Annotated in this window: 13 protein-coding genes; 10 read left to right on the forward strand and 3 right to left on the reverse strand. The window is 59.1% G+C overall.

All coding sequences use genetic code 11. From position 1 onward, the window contains the following. Nucleotides 1-227: 227 nt before the first annotated feature. Entirely contained in the window at nucleotides 228-2,093 is a 1,866-nt protein-coding gene (gene uvrC / locus VDP61_RS05380) for an excinuclease ABC subunit UvrC (protein WP_323005913.1), read from the forward strand. Nucleotides 2,094-2,170: 77 nt separating this feature from the next. Here the strand turns inward: uvrC and rlmN are convergent, their stop codons facing one another. After that, nucleotides 2,171-3,367: a 23S rRNA (adenine(2503)-C(2))-methyltransferase RlmN gene (gene rlmN, locus VDP61_RS05385; RefSeq protein ID WP_323005914.1), complete on the reverse strand. Its 1,197-nt coding sequence runs from the start codon at nucleotides 3,365-3,367 to the stop codon at nucleotides 2,171-2,173. Nucleotides 3,368-3,471: 104 nt separating this feature from the next. Further along, nucleotides 3,472-3,996, reverse strand: a complete 525-nt coding sequence (locus VDP61_RS05390; RefSeq protein ID WP_323005915.1) for an invasion associated locus B family protein — start codon at nucleotides 3,994-3,996, stop codon at nucleotides 3,472-3,474. Nucleotides 3,997-4,185: 189 nt separating this feature from the next. Here VDP61_RS05390 and VDP61_RS05395 point away from each other — a divergent pair, with 189 nt between their 5' ends. From VDP61_RS05395 to carB, 8 genes are all read left to right on the forward strand, one after another. After that, entirely contained in the window at nucleotides 4,186-5,175 is a 990-nt protein-coding gene (locus VDP61_RS05395) for an asparaginase (RefSeq protein ID WP_323005916.1), read from the forward strand. A 691-nt stretch (nucleotides 5,176-5,866) separates the two neighbouring features. Then, nucleotides 5,867-6,793 carry an AEC family transporter gene (locus tag VDP61_RS05400; RefSeq protein WP_323005917.1) on the forward strand — a complete coding sequence of 309 codons (927 nt, stop codon included), beginning with the start codon at nucleotides 5,867-5,869 and terminating at the stop codon, nucleotides 6,791-6,793. A gap of 11 nt (nucleotides 6,794-6,804) precedes the next feature. Next, nucleotides 6,805-7,635, forward strand: coding sequence for an S-formylglutathione hydrolase (fghA, locus tag VDP61_RS05405; protein WP_323005918.1), 831 nt, complete (start codon nucleotides 6,805-6,807; stop codon nucleotides 7,633-7,635). Between the two features lie 6 nt (nucleotides 7,636-7,641). Further along, nucleotides 7,642-8,094 carry a YaiI/YqxD family protein gene (locus VDP61_RS05410; protein ID WP_323005919.1) on the forward strand — a complete coding sequence of 151 codons (453 nt, stop codon included), beginning with the start codon at nucleotides 7,642-7,644 and terminating at the stop codon, nucleotides 8,092-8,094. Between the two features lie 31 nt (nucleotides 8,095-8,125). Then, nucleotides 8,126-9,175, forward strand: a complete 1,050-nt coding sequence (locus tag VDP61_RS05415) for a DMT family transporter (RefSeq protein WP_323005920.1) — start codon at nucleotides 8,126-8,128, stop codon at nucleotides 9,173-9,175. Between the two features lies 1 nt (nucleotide 9,176). Further along, a complete protein-coding gene (locus VDP61_RS05420; RefSeq protein WP_323005921.1) occupies nucleotides 9,177-9,803 on the forward strand; it encodes an HAD family phosphatase in 627 nt (208 codons plus the stop codon). Beyond that, nucleotides 9,800-10,714 (forward strand): ornithine cyclodeaminase, encoded by a 915-nt coding sequence (locus VDP61_RS05425; protein ID WP_323005922.1) that lies wholly within the window; start codon nucleotides 9,800-9,802, stop codon nucleotides 10,712-10,714. The genes VDP61_RS05420 and VDP61_RS05425 overlap by 4 nt, the downstream gene beginning before the upstream one ends. 202 nt (nucleotides 10,715-10,916) lie before the next feature. Continuing rightward, on the forward strand, nucleotides 10,917-14,246 hold the full coding sequence (gene carB, locus VDP61_RS05430) for a carbamoyl-phosphate synthase large subunit (RefSeq protein WP_323005923.1): 3,330 nt from the start codon (nucleotides 10,917-10,919) through the stop codon (nucleotides 14,244-14,246). Between the two features lie 98 nt (nucleotides 14,247-14,344). Here the strand turns inward: carB and VDP61_RS05435 are convergent, their stop codons facing one another. Continuing rightward, on the reverse strand, nucleotides 14,345-15,121 hold the full coding sequence (locus tag VDP61_RS05435; RefSeq protein WP_323005924.1) for an IclR family transcriptional regulator: 777 nt from the start codon (nucleotides 15,119-15,121) through the stop codon (nucleotides 14,345-14,347). 223 nt (nucleotides 15,122-15,344) lie between these two features. On the opposite strand from VDP61_RS05435, the gene VDP61_RS05440 reads away from it, so the two are divergent. Further along, on the forward strand, nucleotides 15,345-16,829 hold the full coding sequence (locus tag VDP61_RS05440; RefSeq protein WP_323006040.1) for an ABC transporter substrate-binding protein: 1,485 nt from the start codon (nucleotides 15,345-15,347) through the stop codon (nucleotides 16,827-16,829). The last annotated feature ends 83 nt before the right edge of the window (nucleotides 16,830-16,912 follow it).

Below are 16,912 nucleotides of genomic sequence, written 5' to 3' on the forward strand. Positions count from 1 at the left end.
TGCTTGCCACGTGTTAAAAATAATTTCATTAAAAAACAGCTACTTAGGGAAGTGCCTCTTTTTTAGGCACGGCTGCGAAAAGGGCCAAATACAAGGGAAATTCCACGCTGGCGGAATATTCCTAACAGAGTTATCCACAGAAACCGGGGATAGGTTTGCTATTGCCCTCGGCTTGGCAACATTGCAGCCAGGCAGGGAATTGATGTCTCTTATAGGAAAGCTGGAACGTGACGCAGATTGGCAGTGAAACCCCAACCGGGCATGGCGTCATTCAGGCCTATCTGAAATCTCTGGATGGGTCGCCGGGCGTCTATCGGATGCTGAATGCCGCGTCCGAGGTGCTTTATGTCGGCAAGGCCCGTAGTCTGCGCAACCGGGTATCCAATTACGCCCGCCCTTCGGGTCATTCGGGCCGCATCGCGCGGATGATCTCGGAAACCGCTTCGATGATGTTTCTGACGACGCGCACCGAAACCGAGGCGCTGCTGCTGGAACAAAACCTGATCAAGCAGTTGAAACCGCGCTACAATGTGTTGCTGCGCGATGACAAAAGCTTTCCAAATATCCTTATTCCAACAGATCACCCGTTTCCGATGCTTAAAAAACATCGCGGCAAGCGGTCCGAGGCTGGGCATTATTTCGGCCCCTTTGCCAGCGCCGGGGCCGTGAACCGAACGCTGAATCAGCTTCAGCGCGTCTTTTTGCTGCGCAACTGTTCAGATGCGATGTTTGCTGGCCGCAGCAGACCTTGCCTGCAATTTCAGATCAAACGCTGTGCCGGCCCCTGCGTCGGCAAGATATCCGAGGCTGATTACGCCAATCTTGTCGCTGATTCCAAACGCTTTCTTGAAGGTAAGACCACCGCTGTCCAAGCCAATCTGGCCGCTGAAATGGCCAAAGCCTCGGATGAGCTGGAGTTTGAGCGCGCCGCCGCCTTGCGGGACCGGATCAAGGCGCTGACCCAGGTGCAATCGGTGCAGGGCATAAATCCGGCATCGGTGTTTGAGGCTGATGTGGTCGCATTGCATCTGGAAAACGGCCAAGCCTGCGTGCAGGTTTTCTTTATCCGCGCCAATCAATCCTGGGGCAACCGCGATTTCTACCCCCGCACCCCGGCAGATGCCGAGGAGCCCGAGATATTGGAAGCGTTCCTTACCCAGTTTTACGATGACAAGGAACCGCCGCGCTTGCTGCTGCTGTCACATGCCGTTGATAATGCAGACCTTGTGACGCAGGCGCTTAGCGACCGCGCCGGCCGCAAAGTTGAAATCGCGGTGCCGCAGCGCGGCGAAAAGGCCGAGCTGGTGGAAAACGCCGCCCGCAATGCGCGCGAAAGCCTTGCGCGCAAAATGTCGGAATCTGCCACCCAGAACAAGCTGCTGGCAGGGCTGGCCGAGGCGTTTGATCTTGACGGGCCACCCAAACGGATTGAGGTTTTCGACAACTCGCATATTCAGGGCAGCAATGCCGTGGGCGGCATGATCGTGGCGGGGGCGGATGGTTTCCTTAAATCGCAGTACCGCAAGTTCACGATCAAATCGGCTGCGGGGGCGAATTCTGATGATTTCGGCATGATGAAAGAGGTTCTGACCCGCCGCTTTGAACGCCTGCTGAAAGAAGACCCCGAGCGAAAAACCGATATGTGGCCAGACCTGCTGCTGATCGACGGCGGGGCAGGGCAGGTTTCGGCAGTCGAAAGCATCCTGTCGGAACTTGGCGTCGATGATATTGCCATGATTGGTGTTGCCAAAGGCGTAGACCGCGATCACGGCAAAGAGGAATTTCACCGCACCGGCCAGCGCCCGTTTGCGCTGCGGATGAATGACCCGGTGCTGTATTTCGTGCAACGCCTGCGCGATGAGGCGCACCGCTGGGCGATTGGTGCGCATCGGGCAAAACGGGCCAAGGCCGTTTCTGCCACCCCGCTGGATGATATTCCGGGCGTAGGCGCGGCCCGCAAGCGCGCCCTGCTGGCGCATTTCGGCTCTGCCAAGGCGGTCTCGCGCGCGGCCATTCCCGATCTGATGGCCGTAGGCGGCATTTCAGAGGCCCTGGCACAAAAGATCAGCGATTTTTTCAACGCAAAAGGGTAGGGTCTGGGCCGGTCTTGCGCAATCTGGCGGGCGTTTCGCCGCTGCTGCCCCCGGTCAACCGCAGGCAGCAGCGCTGATTATCCGGCCAGCCCAGTACCTTCGGCACTGTCTTTGCGCGATTTGCGGGCCCGTTCGGTCGCGGATTTCAATTGCCCACAAGCGGCCATGATATCTTCGCCCCTTGGTTTACGGATCGGAGAGGCATAGCCAGCGGCGTTGATGATGTCGGCGAAGGCGTGGATGCGGTTGCCCGATGAGCGTTTGTAGGGCGCGCCGGGCCATTCGTTGAAGGGGATCAGGTTGACCTTGGCGGGGATGCCGCGCAGCAATTCTACAAGGCGGTGGGCGTCTTCCTTGCTGTCGTTGACACCGTCCAGCATGACATATTCAAAGGTGATACGTTCGGAATTGGTCAGGCCGGGGTAATCGCGCAGGGCATCCAGCAGGGTTGCGATGTTCCATTTCTTGTTGATCGGCACCAGTTGGTCACGGACCTCATCTGTCGTGGCGTGGAAGCTGACGGCCAGCAGGCAGCCGATTTCCTGCGCGGTGCGGGCGATTTCGGGCACGACACCGCTGGTTGACAAGGTAATGCGGCGGCGGCCAAGGGCGATGCCTTCGCCATCCATAACGATGGTCATCGCATCACGCACGTTCTCAAAATTGTAAAGCGGCTCGCCCATGCCCATCAGCACCACGTTTGACACAAGCCGCGCTGCCGGGTCGGCGTTGGAGGCACCTTTGACCGGCCATTCATCCAGATCATCACGGGCCAGCATGACCTGGCCGACAATTTCGCCCGCTGTCAGGTTGCGCACCAGTTTTTGCGTGCCGGTGTGGCAAAAAGAGCAGGTGAGGGTGCAGCCGACCTGGCTGCTGATGCACAGCGTGCCGCGATCGGTTTCGGGGATATAGACCACCTCTACCTCATGGCCGCCGGTGATGCGGACAAGGTATTTGCGGGTGCCATCGCTGGAGATCTGGCGGGTGACGACCTCGGGCAGGGCAAGTTCGAATTTTTCGGCCAGCAGGGCGCGGAAATCCTTGGAGAGGTTGGTCATTTGCGCGAAATCACGCAGGCCAAAGAAATAGACCCATTGCCAAATCTGGCCCACGCGCATTTTGGCCTGCTTTTCGGGGCAGCCGGCAGCGATCAGCGCCGCGCGCAACTGATCACGGGTCAGGCCGATGATATTGGTTTTGCCCCCCTCTGGCAGTTTGCGCGGGATGGTGTGCAGGTCTTGGGTGATCGGGGCATTCTGGGCGGCGGGCATGGCGGTGATCCTGTTGGGCAAGCTGGCGTTATAGCGCAGTTTCAAACAAAAGAAAACGCCCCGGCGCAGGGGCGCGGGGGCGTTTGTCGTCAGGGCAAGGCGGCTTATTTGCAGCGCTGCTCGGCCTCGGCCATCGCGGCGGTAAAGCCGCTGAGCGAGAATGTATCTTTGGTTTGCGTACCACGGCCCGAGCGGGCGCTGACAATCGCAGAGCTGCCGGCCTTCATCGCTGACAAAAGCCCGGCATCATCCGAGGCACTTGCCGGCCAGGCCCATTCGCCATCAGAGAACAGTTCAAATTCCTTGCCGTCAATATTGACATTGACCGTAGAGCCTTTGGCAAACGGGTAGCCGCCGGTAAAGGACACTTCGCCCTTGGCACCCGAACCGGGGCGGAACGTGACGAACATCAAGATGTCGCCGCGCCGCGCCGAGACGACCTTGCCATCGCGGCTGTTGACGGTTTCTTTGGGCTTGGAAACCCCCCAGCACTCTTTGGGTTGTTGCCAAACACAAACGCTCCAATCCGTTTTTGCGGAAACACATTCGGTTTCTGATTGCGCAAAGGCAGCGGAGGCCCCTATTCCAAGCAAGGCGCCGAAGAGCGCCCCAATGATGCGTGATGTCATGTCGTTCACAGCCTCCAGCTGTTTAATGCCTCTGTGCCTGGCCACATTGCCCTTTGAGCAAGCTTTTCCTGTGGCGCGGGTCGTTTCAACTCGATATTTCATGCATAACGCAAAAAGGGCAGTCCGTAAAAGCCCTATGCGCAGAAAATCGCGCATGTTTGAACTGTAACCGTGAAAAGGATGAGGAAAATGGCTGAACCAGTGGCAATGGCAGAGCTTTGGCGGGGCGGGCAGTTGGAAAGCACACATCTGGGCCATGCGGTGATATGCGGCGCGGATGGGTCGATCGAACAGGCATGGGGCGACCCGGCTGCGGTGATTTTTCCAAGGTCCAGTTGCAAGATGGTGCAGGCTTTGCCCTTGATGGAAAGCGGGGCGGGACGAAATTTGACGGCAAAGCAGTTGGGGCTGGTCTGTGCAAGCCATAACGGCGCAGCCATTCACACGCAGGCCGTGGCGGCGTGGCTGGCCGATCTGGGGCTGGCTGAGGCGGATTTGCGCTGCGGCAGCCATGAGCCGAAGGACAGGGCCGAGCGGGACCGTCTGATCAAGACTGATGAAAGCCCGTGTCAGTTGCACAATAACTGTTCGGGCAAACATGCCGGATTCTTGATGCTGAACTCGCATCTGGGCGGGCATGCGGATTATATTGAGGTGGATCATCCCGTGCAGTTGGCGATCAAGGCGGCGCATGAAGAGGTGACGGGCGAGCAAAGTGCGGGCTACGGCATTGATGGCTGTTCTGCGCCGAATTATTCGACAAGCGTGCATGGGCTGGCGCGGGCGATGGCATTTTTTGCGACGGCAAAGGAAGGTGCGGGCGCGCGGCAGGATGCGGCGTATCGTTTGTCTCGCGGGATGATGACGCACCCGGAAATGGTTGCGGGTGAAGGGCGCGCCTGTACCGTATTGATGCGGGCAATGGGTGGCAAGGTTGCAATCAAGACCGGGGCCGAGGCGGTGTTTGTGGGCATTATCCCCGAGTTGCAAAAGGGCATCGCGCTGAAAATAACGGATGGCAGCACGCGGGGCGCGGAACTGGCGATTTGTGCCTTGCTGGTAAAGCTGGGCGTGTTGGACGCAGAGTCCGCCGCCGCACGGCAGTATCTGAACACGACGGAGCGCAACTGGCGTGGATTTGAAACCGGAACGCTGCGGGTTGCCCCCGGTTTTGCCTGAGGCAGCGCGCTGAACGCGCACAAGACGGCTTTTCCCCGGCTGGGATGCAGGCACCGGATGGAGGCGGGGCGTTACCGCCCCGGATGCAGAGTGCCTTGGGCCACCGCCCCGCTGAAATATCACGCGGGGCGGTGGCTCTTTGCGCATGAAAAACGCCGTCAGCCCCTTGTCCGGCGCTGACGGCGAAAGTTCAGGTGTAGCGGATTGGCCCGATGAGCCAGTCTGAGTGGGGGCTTTAAGTCCGAACCACCGGGCTAATCTTGATCGCTACATGTATCTTTGTGACGGGGATTCGCGGCGGTATGGCGGCAAGATAAGGGCAAGACCGGGGCATCAAGCGGCTTTACGGCAGTATTTCCGCTTTCGCACGATGGGCATCGGCCTTGCAGGGCCACGAAGACGTTGCCGCAACGCCAGTCAGCACAAAGGGCCGAAGCGGCGAAACGCGGCCGGCACCGCCTGCGAACCGCGCCATGAGGCCGGGGGCGTGCGGAGCTGTTCGGGGGCTGCGCCACTGTCAAAAGGACATGCCAGCCTTCAAATCCCTGACCGTTTCCGCGTTTGTCGACGAAGGCTGGATATTTGTGCCGAAAAGAAAGCCTGGGCTGCGCGAGGAAAGGGGCTGGCTGGCTTGCATCCGGGGCGGGGGCGTGGAACCTAAGGGCGAGCCCAAGCAGGAAGCCCATGTTCGATGTTGCCGATCCTTTTCAAGACGCTGCCTTTCTTTGCGCTGATTGGCCTTGGCTATTGGGCCGGGCGCGTACGGTTCTTTACGCCTGACGCGACCGCATGGCTGACGAAATTCGTGTTTTACTTTGCCTTGTCGGCGATGCTGTTCCGCTTTGCCTCTAACCTGTCGTTGGCCGAGATCTGGGATAACCGTTTTGTCGCGGCCTATCTGTGCGGCAGTGGCATGGTATATGCGATCGCCATGGCATTCGCGTTCTGGCGCGGGGTTTCGACCGAGGAAGCCGCGATAGAAGCGCAATGCGCGGTGATCGGCAATACAGGGTTTTTGGGCGTGCCGATGCTTGTGGTCTTGATGGGGCCGCAGGCGGCGGGGCCGGTGTTGATGGTGTTGGCGATTGATCTGATTGTGTTTTCTACGCTAGTCACGCTGATCATAACCGGGGTGCGGCAAGGGCGCATGAGCCTTGGGGTTGTCAAGGCGCTTGGCATTGGCCTGCTGAAAAACCCGATGATTGTTTCCATGGCGCTGGGGCTTTTATGGTCTTCAACCGGGGTTGCGGTGCCGCTGCCCATCAATGAATTCATGGCGCTGTTGGGGGGCGCGGCGACGCCGGGCGCGCTGTTTGCCATCGGTGCCTCGCTTGCCGGCAAATCAGCCGAGCGGGTGGCCGTGGCAGGCTGGCTTTCGTTTTGCAAACTGGTCTTGCACCCCGCTGCGGTCGCGTTTGCGGCGATTTATCTGTTCAAGGTTGCGCCCGGCCCGGCAGGGGTAATGATTGCCGCTGCCGCCTTGCCAGTGGCGGGGAATGTGTACATTCTGGCGCAGCATTTCGGGGTGGCACCGCAACGGGTGTCGGCCTCGATCCTGATCTCGACCACGGCAAGCATCCTTACCGTGACACTTGTTATGGCCCTGGTGATGGGCTGAAGGGAAACGACATGAAAACGATATCTGAGAACCGGGCGTTTGGTGGGGTACAGGGCGTTTATAGCCACGCGTCCGAGGTTTGCGGTTGCGATATGACCTTTGGCCTGTTTTTGCCCGAGGAGGCCGAGCATGAGGCGGTGCCGGTGATCTGGTTTCTGTCGGGCCTGACCTGCACGCATGAAAACGCGATGGTCAAAGCGGGCGCACAGGCCTGGGCCGCCGAGCAAGGTGTTGCGCTGGTTTTCCCCGATACCAGCCCGCGCGGGGCTGGTGTGGCCGATGATGACGCCTTTGATCTGGGGCAGGGCGCGGGGTTTTATGTGAACGCGACAGAGGCGCCCTGGGCCAGGCATTTCCAGATGTGGGAGTATCTGACCGAGGAATTGCCGCATCTTTTGTTCAGCGCCTATCCGCTTGATGAGGGGCGGCAGGCGATTACCGGGCATTCCATGGGCGGGCATGGCGCGCTGACGATTGCGATGTCATTTCCCGGTCGTTTTCGTTCCGTTTCGGCCTTTGCACCGATTGCCAACCCGACGGCAAGCGAGTGGGGCCGCAAGCAGTTCACCGCCTATCTTGGCGCGGATGAAAGCAAATGGGCGCCGCATGACGCCACTTTGTTGATGAAGAAACGCGGTTTTGACGGGCCGGTTTTGATTGATCAGGGCGGGTCTGACCAATTCCTGGACAAGCTTATGCCCGAGGCGCTGGCCGAAGCCGCGATGGCGGGGCGGCAGAATGTGATTTTCCGGATGCAAAAGGGCTATGACCACAGCTATTTCTTTGTGTCCAGCTTTATGGAAGATCATATAAGCTTTCACGCCGAGGCGCTTTATGCGTAAGCGCGCATGACGGTGATCTATATTGATGCGGATGCCTGCCCGGTAAAGGCCGAGGCGGAAAAAGTGGCAACCCGGCATGGGGTTCGGATGGTGCTGGTTTCAAACGGCGGCATCCGGCCCTCGGCCAATCCGTTGGTTGAAAGCGTCTTTGTGTCGGATGGGCCGGATGTGGCGGATATGTGGATAGCCGAACGGGCCACTGTGGGGGATGTGGTGATTACAGGCGATATTCCGCTGGCCGCGAAATGTGTAGAGGCGGGCGCCTTGGTGCTAAAGCACAATGGCGAGGAATTGCATCTGCGCAATATCGGCCAGGTTCTTGCGACCCGCGACTTGATGCAAGATTTGCGCAGCGCCGATCCGTTTCGGCAAGGCGGAGGCAAGCCGTTTTCCAAAGCGGATCGTTCGCGATTTCTGGACAGCCTGGAGCGCGTCTTGCAGGCGGCAAAGCGGTTGTGATGCTGCCTGTGATGTCGCGTGTGGAACAGACATGGCGGGTTTGGCGGGGGCAACTGGCGTCATGACGCAAACCCTTGCCCCCGATCGCCGCATTCTTTTGCTTGGCATTGCCAGTGCCATGGGGGCGTCATGCTTCTTTTCGATCAATGACAGCTCGATCAAATTTCTGAGCGGCGGCTATGCATTGCATCAGATCGTTTTGATCCGGTCGCTGATCGGGATGGCGGTGATGCTGGCGATTGTGCTGCCCTCACGCGGTGGGCTGGGGGCATTTCGCACCCGACGCTTTGGCATGCATATGGTGCGGGGGGGCTTTGTTGTCACTTCCAATTTTTGCTTCTTTCTGGGCCTTGCTGCGATGCCGATGGCCGATGCGGTTGCGCTGTTTTTCGTGGCCCCCTTGCTGATCACCGCCCTGTCGGTGCCGATGCTGGGCGAAACGGTGGGGCCACGGCGCTGGGCGGCGGTCGGCGTGGGCCTGATTGGGGTGATTGTGATGCTGCGGCCCGGCGCGGGCCTTTTTGACCCTGCGATGCTGTTGCCGCTGTTCGCGGCGTTTTGCTATGCGATGCTGCATATGCTGACCCGGCGCATGGGCGCCACCGAAAGCGCCATGACCCTGACGCTTTATGTGCAGATGACGTTTATTGCCGTGTGCCTTCTTAGCGGTTTGGTGCTGGGGCATGGCGGTTTTGCCAATGAGGCCAACGCCTCGCTTGCCTTTCTGACGCGGGCGTGGGAATGGCCTGCGCTGGGTGATTGGCCTATTCTTGCGCTGGTCGGTTGCGCCTCGGCTTTGGGGGCATTGCTGATTACCCACGCTTACCGGTCGTGTGAGGCGGCGTTGGTCGCGCCGTTCGAATATGTCTCGATGCCGCTGGCGATTTTCTTTGGCTTGGCGATTTTTGGCGAATGGCCGGACCCGACAGCCTGGGTGGGGATTGCGCTTATTTGTGGGGCGGGGCTCTATACCGTGTGGCGCGAAACCCGTGCCAACCCGGCAGAACCGCCGCTTGCATCGGTGCCGGGAAACCTGCGATCCTCGGCGCTGGGCGGCTTGGATGGCGGGACGGAGGATTGATATGCAAACACCGGAAGCGGTGATCTTTGACATCGGAAATGTGCTGATCGAATGGCAACCCGAACGCTATTATGACAGCCGGATCGGTGCCGCGCGGCGCCGCGACCTGTTTGCAGCCGTGGATCTGCACGCAATGAATGAGCGCATAGATGCGGGCGGTCTGTTTCGCGACACGGTTTATGATGCGGCGGCGGAAAACCCAGACTGGGCGACAGAAATTCGCTGGTGGTATGATCATTGGATCGGCCTTGCCTCGCCCCGGATCGAACATTCCATCACCCTGTTGCGGCGCTTGCGGGGCAAGGGTATCCCGGTGTTTGCGCTGACGAATTTCGGCGATGACGCCTTTGCCTATGCGCAAACGCAGTATGAATTTCTGAATGAATTTGACCGCGCCTATGTTTCGGGTCGCATGAAGCTGACCAAACCCGCCCCGGCGATCTATGCGGAGGTTGAGGCCGATTGCGGCATCTTGCCGGCGGCGTTGCTGTTTACCGATGACCGCGCCGATAACATCGAAACAGCAGCCACGCGCGGCTGGCAAACCCATCTTTTTACCGGCCCGCAGGGCTGGGCCACCCGGCTGGTTGCAGCCGGATTACTGACGCCACAGGAGGCCATGCCATGACCATCGAAACCGTCCCGTTCGAGGCCGAAACCGTATTGAACTGGCAGACGCTGACCGAAGCGTTGGAGGCCGGGCACCGCCTGCCGCGTGCCGAGGTGGCCGACAGCTTTTTGTATCGGGGCGCTGACACGCTGCTGAACCGGGCCGCGTGGATTGATGGGCTGGGGCAATTGGTCAAATCTGCGAACATCTTTCCGGGCAATGGTGCGCATGGCCTGCCCTCTATCAACGGGGCGGTGACGCTTTACGCCGATCAGACCGGGGTGCTGGAAGCGCTGGTTGATTTCCATCTGGTGACCAAGTGGAAAACCGCCGGGGACAGCCTGCTATCCGCCAAAAAGCTGGCCCGCAAAGATAGCCGCAAGATTTTGCTGGTGGGGGCCGGGACGGTGGCGGGCACGATGATTGGCGCCTATTCCAGCATCTTTGCCGGTGCCGAATTTTCCGTCTGGGGGCGCAATCCGGTATCGACACGGGCTTTTGCGCAATCGCATGGTATTACCGCCGTGACGGATCTTGAGGCGGCGGTGCAGGGGGCCGATATCATCTGCACTGCCACGATGTCAAAAGAGCCGCTGATCAAGGGCAAGTGGTTGCAACCGGGCCAACATCTTGACCTGATCGGCGCGTATCGCCCCGATATGCGCGAGGTGGATGATGCGGCGATGGCCCGCGCCCGGTTGTTTGTCGATTCTCGGGCGACCACTGTGCACCATATCGGTGAGTTGATGATGCCCATCGCCAGCGGTGCCATCACCGAAGGCCATATTGCCGCCGATTTTTATGATCTGTCGAAGGGCATTTTCACCCGGCGTTCCGATGATGAGATTACAATCGCCAAGAATGGCGGCGGCGCGCATCTGGATTTGATGACCGCCAGCTATATTTTGCAGGCGTGGCGGGCGCGTTAAGGAATTCCGGCCCAAGGGGGGGCGTTTGACCTGACTGGCAAAGGGTTGGTCGTCGTGTGGCGCGGGTAGTGTGGCATTGCCTTCTGCCGATTCAGGGCCTGGCCTGCGGCTAACCCCATTTCCGCCCTTGCACCCCGGCACATGCTGGCTATAACCCCGGAAGTTTTGCGCAGTTGCGGGTGCGAATAGCAGGAGAATGGCCATGCCTAAAAGAACCGACATCCAATCTATCATGATTATCGGTGCGGGGCCCATCGTCATAGGACAGGCCTGCGAGTTTGACTATTCCGGTGCACAGGCCTGCAAGGCGCTGCGCGAGGAAGGCTACCGCGTCATTCTCGTCAACTCCAACCCGGCGACGATCATGACCGATCCGGGGCTGGCGGATGCAACCTATATTGAGCCGATCACCCCCGAAGTTGTCGCCAAGATCATTGAAAAAGAGCGTCCCGACGCGCTGCTGCCGACGATGGGCGGGCAGACGGGTTTGAACACCGCCTTGGCGCTGGCCGATATGGGTGTGTTGGAAAAGTACAATGTTGAACTGATCGGCGCCAAGCGCGAGGCCATTGAAATGGCAGAAGACCGCAAATTGTTCCGCGAGGCGATGGAGCGTATCGGGTTGGAAAACCCCAAAGCGACGATCATCGCCGCCCCCAGACTGCCCAGCGGCAAGTATGACATCAAGGCCGGTGTGGCCGAGGCGATGGGCGCGATTGAATATGTGGGCCTGCCTGCCATTATCCGCCCCGCCTTTACCCTTGGCGGCACCGGCGGCGGCGTGGCCTATAACCGCGACGACTATGAAGCGATTTGCCGCAGCGGGCTTGAAGCCAGCCCCATGGCGCAGATTTTGATCGACGAGTTGCTGCTGGGTTGGAAAGAGTTTGAAATGGAGGTGGTGCGCGATACCGCCGACAACGCCATCATCATCTGCGCCATTGAAAACGTCGATCCGATGGGCGTGCATACCGGCGATTCGATTACTGTCGCCCCGGCCCTGACCCTGACCGATAAAGAATACCAGATGATGCGTTCGGCCTCGATTGCCGTGCTGCGCGAGATCGGGGTGGAAACCGGCGGGTCCAACGTGCAATGGGCAGTGAACCCAGCCGATGGCCGCATGGTGGTGATTGAAATGAACCCCCGCGTCAGCCGGTCCTCGGCGTTGGCCTCAAAGGCCACCGGTTTTCCGATTGCCAAGGTCGCGGCGAAATTGGCTGTCGGCTATACGCTGGACGAATTGGACAACGATATCACAAAAGTGACACCCGCGTCGTTCGAGCCGTCAATAGATTATGTGGTTACCAAGATCCCAAGGTTCGCTTTTGAAAAGTTTCCGGGGTCTGAACCCAACCTGACCACCGCGATGAAATCGGTGGGTGAGGTGATGGCGATCGGTCGCACCATCCACGAGTTGATGCAAAAAGCGCTGGCCAGTCTGGAAACCGGGCTGTCGGGGTTTGACGAAATCAGCATTCCCGGCGCACCTGATCGCGCTGCGGTTTTCAAGGCCCTGGGCCAGCAAACCCCCGACCGTCTGCGCGTGATTGCCCAGGCAATGCGGCTGGGCCTGACCAATGAGGATATTCAGGGCGCGACCTCTTTCGACCCGTGGTTCCTGTCGCGGATCCGCGAAATCATTGATATTGAGGCTGAAATTCGCAAGGATGGCCTGCCTGCCACCCCCGAGGCAATGCGCCGCCTGAAAATGTACGGCTTTACCGATGCCCGGCTGGCCATGCTGACAGGGCGTGAAGAAACCGAGATTCGCCGCAGCCGCCGTATCCTTGGGGTCAACGCGGTCTTCAAGCGTATTGACACCTGTGCCGCTGAATTTGAGGCGCAAACCCCCTATATGTATTCGACTTACGAAACCCCCGTTATGGGCGATGCGGAATGTGAGGCCCGCCCCTCGAACGCCAAGAAAGTCGTCATCCTTGGCGGTGGCCCAAACCGAATTGGCCAGGGGATCGAGTTTGATTATTGCTGCTGCCATGCCTGCTATGCCCTGACGGCGGCGGGGTATGAAACGATCATGATCAACTGCAACCCGGAAACCGTGTCGACCGATTATGACACCTCGGACCGGCTGTATTTTGAGCCGCTGACACTGGAACATGTGCTGGAAATTCTGCGGGTTGAACAGGAAAACGGCACCTTGCACGGCGTCATCGTGCAATTTGGCGGCCAGACACCGTTGAAGCTGGCGAATGCCCTGTATGAGGAAGGCATCCCGATTTTGGGCACCACGCCCGATGCGATCGACCTGGCCGAAGACCGTGAACGTTTCCAGCAGCTTCTTCACAAGCTGAACCTGAAACAGCCCCATAACGGCACCGCCCGTTCCCGCGATGAGGCCTTTGCCGTCGCCGCCGATGTTGGCTATCCGCTGGTGATCCGCCCCTCTTTTGTTCTGGGCGGGCGTGCGATGGAAATCATCCGTGATGACGCACAGCTTGAACGCTATATCCGTGAGGCGGTGCAGGTTTCGGGCAAAAACCCCGTGCTGCTTGACAGCTATTTGTCTGGCGCGATCGAGGTGGATGTTGACGCGCTGTCGGACGGCCAGAACGTCCATGTGGCAGGCATCATGGAGCATATCGAGGAGGCTGGCGTTCACTCTGGCGATAGCGCCTGTTCGCTGCCGCCCCATTCCCTGTCACCCGCGATGATTGAGGAATTGAAGCTTCAAACCGTCGCCATGGCCCGCGCGTTGAACGTGGTGGGGTTGATGAACGTGCAATTCGCGCTGAAAGGCGATGACATCTATGTGTTGGAGGTGAACCCCCGCGCCAGCCGGACCGTGCCTTTTGTTGCCAAGGCCACCGATTCCGCGATTGCCAGTATCGCTGCGCGCCTGATGGCCGGTGAGCCGCTGTCAAACTTTCCGATGCGCGCGCCCTATGCTGCTGGTGTTGGCCCCGACACCGACTTGCCGTTGGCCGATCCGATGACGCTGGCCGACCCGATAACCCCGTGGTTCAGCGTGAAAGAGGCGGTTCTGCCCTTTGCCCGTTTCCCCGGCGTTGACCCCTTGCTGGGGCCGGAGATGCGCTCTACCGGCGAAGTCATGGGCTGGGATCGCACCTTCCCGCTGGCGTTTCTAAAGGCGCAAATGGGGGCGGGGAATGACCTGCCACTTGAGGGCCGCGTGTTTTTGTCGATCAAGGATATGGACAAAACCGACGCCATGGCCGCCGCTGCCCGTGACTTGATCGCCATGGGGTTTGAAATTGTCGCAACCAAGGGCACCGCAACTTGGCTGGCCTCGGTTGGGGCCGCGTCGACGCTGGTGAACAAGGTCTATGAAGGGCGCCCGAACATTGTCGATCGGTTGAAGAACAATGATATTGCCTTGGTAATGAACACCACCGAAGGCACTCAGGCCATCAGCGACAGCCGTGAAATTCGCCGTGTGGCCCTGATGGACAAGATCCCGTATTTCACCACTGCGGCCGGGTCGATTGCAGCCGTGTCAGCGATGAAGGCACGGGGTGAGGGGATCGGCGTGCGGACGCTGCAAGGCTGACGCATTTGGCAGCCTCTGGCCGGTGGCATCAGCCGACCGGCCAGGGGCCAAGCCTTTCGGCCCCGCATCTGCAACCGCTATTGCGCAACCCAGGGTGTTTACGAGCGGGCAAGCGGCGAGATTGCATTTGCGGCGTCCGAAAGCCACGGCAGGATTTCCGCACGAACACGCGCCTCATCCCAATGATGCGCCGACACCGAGCAATGCAACGCGGCCCAGGCCCTGCCGTCTGCGCTCCGAATGGCGCAGGCAATGCCGATTTCATGCAAGATCATCTGGTCGTGGGTGATCGCATGGCCACTTTGGGCCGCACCCTCTATCTGGCGGGCAATTTCGCTGCGATCCATCGTGGTCCGGGGCGTTTGTGCACGCAAGGGCCAGTCGCGAATGGCGCTGTCACGTTCCGCCTGTGGGAAGGTTGCAAGAATCACCTGCCCCGCCGAGGTACAAAGCGCGGGCACGGTGCGACCGGGAATGGACGCCGCGAAAACCGTGCGCGTGCAGGGCAAACGGGCCGCATAGATGATTTCATTCCCCGATAGCTGCGCCAAATTCAATGTCTCCCCCAATCGTTGGGACAGATCAATCAGCTTGGGCATCGCCTGCGCGATCAGCGGATCGGACCAGTAATAGGCATAGGCCAGCCGCAGCCATGCGTGCGAGGGCCGATATCGCCGCGTCACAGTATCCTTGTCCAGCATCCCTTCAAGGTGCAGGGTATTGGCCAGACGCTGCACCGCGCTTTTTTCCAGCCCGGTTATCCGCGCCATCTCGGACAGCGATAAATCGGTATGGGTTTCATCAAAGGCCCGCAGCACTTGCAGCCCCTTTGCCAAGGTCGCGACGAATAGGGTGTTTTGCTTTGGGGGCGTCATGGGGCTTTCGCTGGCTGTGGATCAACGATCCATTTTTGTAAAATTGGTGCTTGCTTTTTGGCGCCCCGGCGGGTTCTTATAATCATATGGTAACCTCGTGTATCACTATATGATATGCTTCGATACGTAAACAGATTTTTGGCAGAGGTCGCCGCAGAACTGCGGCAAGGAGGGAGATCACATGAAAACCAAGTTCGTCAGAACGGCAGCTTTGACGCTGGCAATGTCGCTGATCGCAAGCGGCGGCGCCTATGCCGACAAAGCGGCTGATACGCTGCGCATTGCCTTTACCAAAGAGCTGGAGAACGTCGACAGCTACTTCAACTCCTCGCGCGAGGGGGTTGTGATGCAGCGCGCGGTTTGGGATGGTTTGATCTATCTTGATCCCATCACCAACGAATACAAAGGCAACCTTGCGACCAGTTGGGCATGGGTTGATGACAAGACGCTGGAACTGAAACTGCGCGAGGGGGTTACGTTTCACAATGGCGATGCGTTCACCGCCGATGACGTGGTGGCAACGGTCAATTTTGTGGCCAAGGAAGAAAACGGCGCCAAGACCCAGCGCAACGTGAACTGGATGGAATCGGCCGAAAAGGTCGATGATTTTACGGTTCGCATCCGCACAAAAGACGTGTTTCCGGCGGCAATCGAATTTCTGGCCGGCCCGGTATCTATCTATCCGGCAAAATATTATGCCGAGGTTGGGCCGTCTGGGATGGGTCTGAAGCCCGTTGGCACCGGCCCCTATAAGGTGGTTGAGGTGGTTCCGGGTCAGCATTTTGTGCTGGAGCGGAATGAAAACTACCATGACAGCCCCAAAGGCCAACCCGCCATCGCCAAGGTTGATATTCGCACCATTCCCGATGTGAACACCCAATTGGCCGAGCTGTTTTCGGGTACGCTGGATATGATCTGGCAGGTGCCGGCTGATCAGGCGGAAAAGATGGCCGCTATGGCCGACCGCTTTACCGTCACCAACGAGTTGACAATGCGGGTGGGCTATCTGGATATGGATGCCGCGGGCCGGTCCAAGATGGACCCCAACCCCTTTACCGATGTCAAAGTGCGTCAGGCCATCAACCATGCGATTGACCGCAAGGCACTGGTGGACAACTTGCTGAAGGGCAAATCCAAGGTTGTCAGCACCGCCTGCTATCCCAGCCAGTTCGGCTGCGTGCAGGATGTGACATCCTATGATTATGACCCGGAAAAAGCCAAGGCGCTGCTGGCCGAGGCGGGCTATCCTGATGGGTTTTCTACTGAGTTCTATGCCTATCGTGATCGCGATTATGCCGAGGCAATCGCCAGCTATCTTAACGCGGTCGGCATCAAGACCGACTTTCGGATGCTGGAATATTCGGCGCTGCGCGAGTTGAACATGAAGGGCGAAGCGCCGCTTTCGTTCCAGACATGGGGCAGCTATTCGATCAACGACGCGTCGGCGATGGTCAGCCAGTTCTTCAAGCACGGCTCGCTGGACAGCGCGCAAGATGATCAGGTGCTGGAATGGCTGAATGTGGCCGACAGCTCTACCGATCCTGACAAGCGGGTTGAGTATTATGGCAAGGCGTTGAAGCGCATCGCAGACGAAGCGTTCTGGGCGCCGATGTTCAGCTATAACACCAATTACGTCTCGACCAAGGAAGTGGAATACACGCCCACGGCCGATGAGGTGTTGCGCTTTACCACGATGACCTGGAACTGAAGCCGATAAAACGGCCCGGAGAGCCCGCGCGGCTTTCCGGGCCTTTTTGCCTGCGATCCCCGCATGTTGACCCCCGCATACTG

It is taken from the genome of Pseudorhodobacter sp. (genome assembly GCF_034675685.1).
Classification (GTDB): Bacteria; Pseudomonadota; Alphaproteobacteria; order Rhodobacterales; family Rhodobacteraceae; genus Pseudorhodobacter.